The 3,472-nt window shown below is 70.2% G+C and carries 2 protein-coding genes; both read right to left on the reverse strand.

Features of this window, described 5'->3' with window-relative positions; genetic code table 11:
• Positions 1-2,861 (reverse strand): hypothetical protein (locus KBX34_RS32710; protein WP_374223740.1); only part of this gene is annotated, 2,861 nt, incomplete at its 3' end.
• Positions 2,862-2,870: 9 nt separating this feature from the next.
• A complete protein-coding gene (locus KBX34_RS32715; RefSeq protein ID WP_210928938.1) occupies positions 2,871-3,359 on the reverse strand; it encodes a hypothetical protein in 489 nt (162 codons plus the stop codon).
• Positions 3,360-3,472 lie beyond the last annotated feature (113 nt).

The raw sequence follows: 3,472 nt of genomic DNA on the forward strand, positions 1-3,472 counted from the left end.
TCGACCACCTCGAGCGACGTGGCCCGCACCTTCACCGGCTCTACCTTGCCGTTCTCCATGCTCCAGCGGTAGTGGGCGCTGTCCGGCGGCGTGCCCTGTCCAGTGCCCCCCCTGCTGAACGACGGGTTGTCGGCCGGCTTGCCAACCGTGACGGGCGGCGCGTCGGGGGCCCGGCCCCAGCCCTTCGGGAGCGTCGCCACGACCTCGGTCGTGCCCAGCGGCCTCCACTGGTGGCTCACTGGGTCCTTGACCAGCATCGACGTGGGCTCACGCTGGAAGAACAGCTCCTTACCGTCGACCCTTTGCCCGGTCAACTGCGGCCTGCTGATCTGGTCGACCTTGAATCCCTCATCCGGGCTGAACGAGCGCGACTGCCAGCCTTGGCGCACCCCGGGCCCGTTCAGGTCGTGGAAGCTCGGCTCGCCGGGCCGCGGTTTCACCGGCGGCCCCGACGCGAGCGCCGGCGGCTTGTGGAACGTCAGAAGGTCCACGGTGCCATCCGGGTTCTGCCGGAGCATCTGCGTGGGCCGGGGCTGGGCAGCCCCGGCCGTACGAACCGCCGGTGTGACCGAGTTGACGTCCCACGACCTGCCGTCGGGGGAGTAGCTGAGGAGCTGCTCCTGCGGCTTGCCGTTCAACGGCTGCGAGTGCAGGACGTTCTCGCCCGGGCGCAGCGTGGTCGGGCCCATCGTGCCGTCGGCGCGCAGCTCGACATAGGACAAGGACTTGTCGGGGCCGGTGGCGGGTCCCTCGAGGGTCGGGCGCGCATCGCCGCCGGGCTGTCGCCCCTCGGCCGTGAACCGCGACTCCGCCGAAACCCGCACAAGATCGGCACGCCCGTCGGGGCCGGTCTGGAGCAGCTGACGCCCGGGGGTCGGGGTGCTCGCAGGCCCCGGAGCGTCGGCCCCGGTGGTGCCGCGCACCTTGTCGAGGAACGTTTCGTGGTGGGCGCGTAGTTGTTGGGGGGTCGGGTGTGTGGCGGTGGTGGCGGTTTCGTCGAGTACGCGCCCGGGGCCGTGCTTCGACCGGTCGGGGGGAAGGTCGGCTGTGGTGGCGCGTTGTTTTCCTTCGAAGGCATTGGCGTGTTGGTCGCGCAGTTGTTGGGAGGTCGGATGCGCGGCGGTGGTGGCGGTCTCGTCGAGTACGCGCCCGGGGCCGTGCTTCGACCAGTCGGGGGGAAGGTCGGCTTTGGTGCCGCCAATTCCTTCGAAGGCCTTGACGTGGTTTTCGCGTAGTTGTTGGGGGGTCGGGTGTGTGGCGCCGATGGCGGTTTCGTCGAGTACGCGCCCGGCGATGAACTTCGAGAAGTCGGGGGTATGGCGAGGGGCGACGGGGCCGGCGGTGGTGCCGCGTATCTCTTCGGAGAACTTGACGTTGTGGTCGCGTAGTTGTTGGGGGGTCGGATGCGCGGCGCTGGTGGCGGTTTCGTTGAAACCGCGCCCGGGCGTGTGCGGCGCGACGGTGTGCGAGGTGGTGGTGGCTGGCACGTAGTCGGTGACGCCGGGCCGACCGGTCGGCGGCATCAGGTGGTTGCCGCTGTTCAGCACCGACGTCTCGGGCAGGCCGCCGGGGCGCATGGCGGGGGGCAGCGACGTCCCGTGCGGCACGGTGGCCGGGCCGGTCGGCGGGGTGGCGTGGATCGTCGGGCCGGTGGCCGACGATTCGCGAGAGATGCCACGACCCTCGGCCATCCCGACCAGGCCCCGCTCGGTCACGGTGGGCTGGGGCGGCTGGTGGACGACGTTCGACGCCGGGGTGTTGACCTGCGGGGAAAAGTCGCCGCGCGCGCCGGTGGGGGAAACGGTGCGGTCGAGGTTCGCCATCCGCAGCCCGTCGCCGTGCGTGCCGGCCTGTGGTGCGGCCGTCGTCGTCGTGGTGGTGCGCGGTGCGCCGAGCGGCTGGTTGACGTGACCGGTGCCCTGCTGGGTGGACGCGCTCACCGACTTGGTGCCGCCCGGCGCGCCGACCGCCAGACGGCTTACGTCGCCGGCGGACGAGGCCGACACGGTCGGTGCGGCGTGGCTGCCGGCCGGCACCACCGGCGCGGCCGTGATGTCGCTGGCGCTCACCGCAGGCGTGGTGTCGTTGACGCGGGGTGTGTTGGCGATGTCCGCGCCCTTGACCGGCGCCGGGCTGTTGAGCCGCACGGTGTTGCCGTCCGTCCCGGTGGCCGGCGACACCTTCGGCGACGCCTGCGTCTTCGGGACCGGCGGGGGAGTGGCACCGCGGGAACCCAGCCGCGGCACCGAGTTGACGGCCCGGATCGAGAACAGACCGCCCAGCCCGCCCGCGAGCAGGATGTTCAGCAGCAGCTCCGAGCTGTGCAGCTCCACCGGCAGGTCCATCGCCCCGTAGACGATTCCCCGCATGCCGAACTCCATCGCGACCTGCATGGAACCGAACGTCAGAAAGCCCAGCGCGACGTCGATCAGCATGGTGGCGATCCGGCCGGCCACTGCGCTCATGGCCGGCAGCAGGCTGGCGAGCAGGCTCGACAGGGCGGCGAGGGCGGGTGCCAGCACGAATGCGAGGCCGATCGTGAGCACACCGAAGATGGCCAGCACGATCTGGACGATCGTGGCCGCCTTCTCCCGCTTGATCTGCTCCTCGACCTTGCTGGCGTACTCGTCGAGGAAGTTCGCGAATTCCCGCGCGGCGTCGGCCATCTTGCCCAGTTTGACGTTCACCGCGTTCGCCGCGGCCGTCGCCGAAAAGTATGCGAACCCCGTCCACTTGATGCTGTTGTAGGCCGACATCACCGTGCCGCCGAGCGACTCCAGTCGATCGGCCTGTGCACGCCAGTCGGCGGCGAGCGCGCGCAGCTCCGCAGGGCTCGCGTGCCCGTTCGTCTGCTTCGCCACGGCGCGTCGTCAGCTGTCGGTCTTCGGCGTGGGGTACGGGTTGGTGTTGTAGTCCACGGTGATCGGCGGCATCGTGCTGTCCTGCGGTCCCCCCTCGCCGTCGCCCTCGCCGGCGATGGCGTGGACGAATGCGTCGAACATGTCTGTCACGGCGTGCTCGGCGGCGTTGTAGTTCGCCGCCGCCACCACGGCGCCGTAGCGGACCCGGTCGAGGATGCCCGGGGTCTCCACCTTCGTGGTGTCGGCCGGGTCGGGGGTGCCGAACAGGCGGTTCTGCACGTCCTGGAGGCGCTCGTTGAACGCGTCGGCCGCCTCGGAACTCTCACCGACCCAACCGATCTTGAGCTGGTCCCAGGTGTTGCCGATTTCCCTCCAGTCGTCCTGCAGGCTGGTGATCAGCGAAGCCAGGTAGACGCTCGCGGACCGGTGCATGTAGTACATATCCACGTTGATTCGCACGGCAGAGGCGTCATAGTTGGTCGCACCGTCACTCACCATGCACGCTCCGTAGGTTGGACTTCACCCTCCGAGCCCGACCGTAGCCACGTGGCAGGGCAGCGTCCCAGACCCCGTTGCGGCGTCGGCGGGTCGTACCAAGAGGGACGTTGCCG

Source organism: Micromonospora sp. M61 (genome assembly GCF_018070245.1).
In the GTDB taxonomy this organism is placed as follows: domain Bacteria; phylum Actinomycetota; class Actinomycetes; order Mycobacteriales; family Micromonosporaceae; genus Micromonospora; species Micromonospora zamorensis.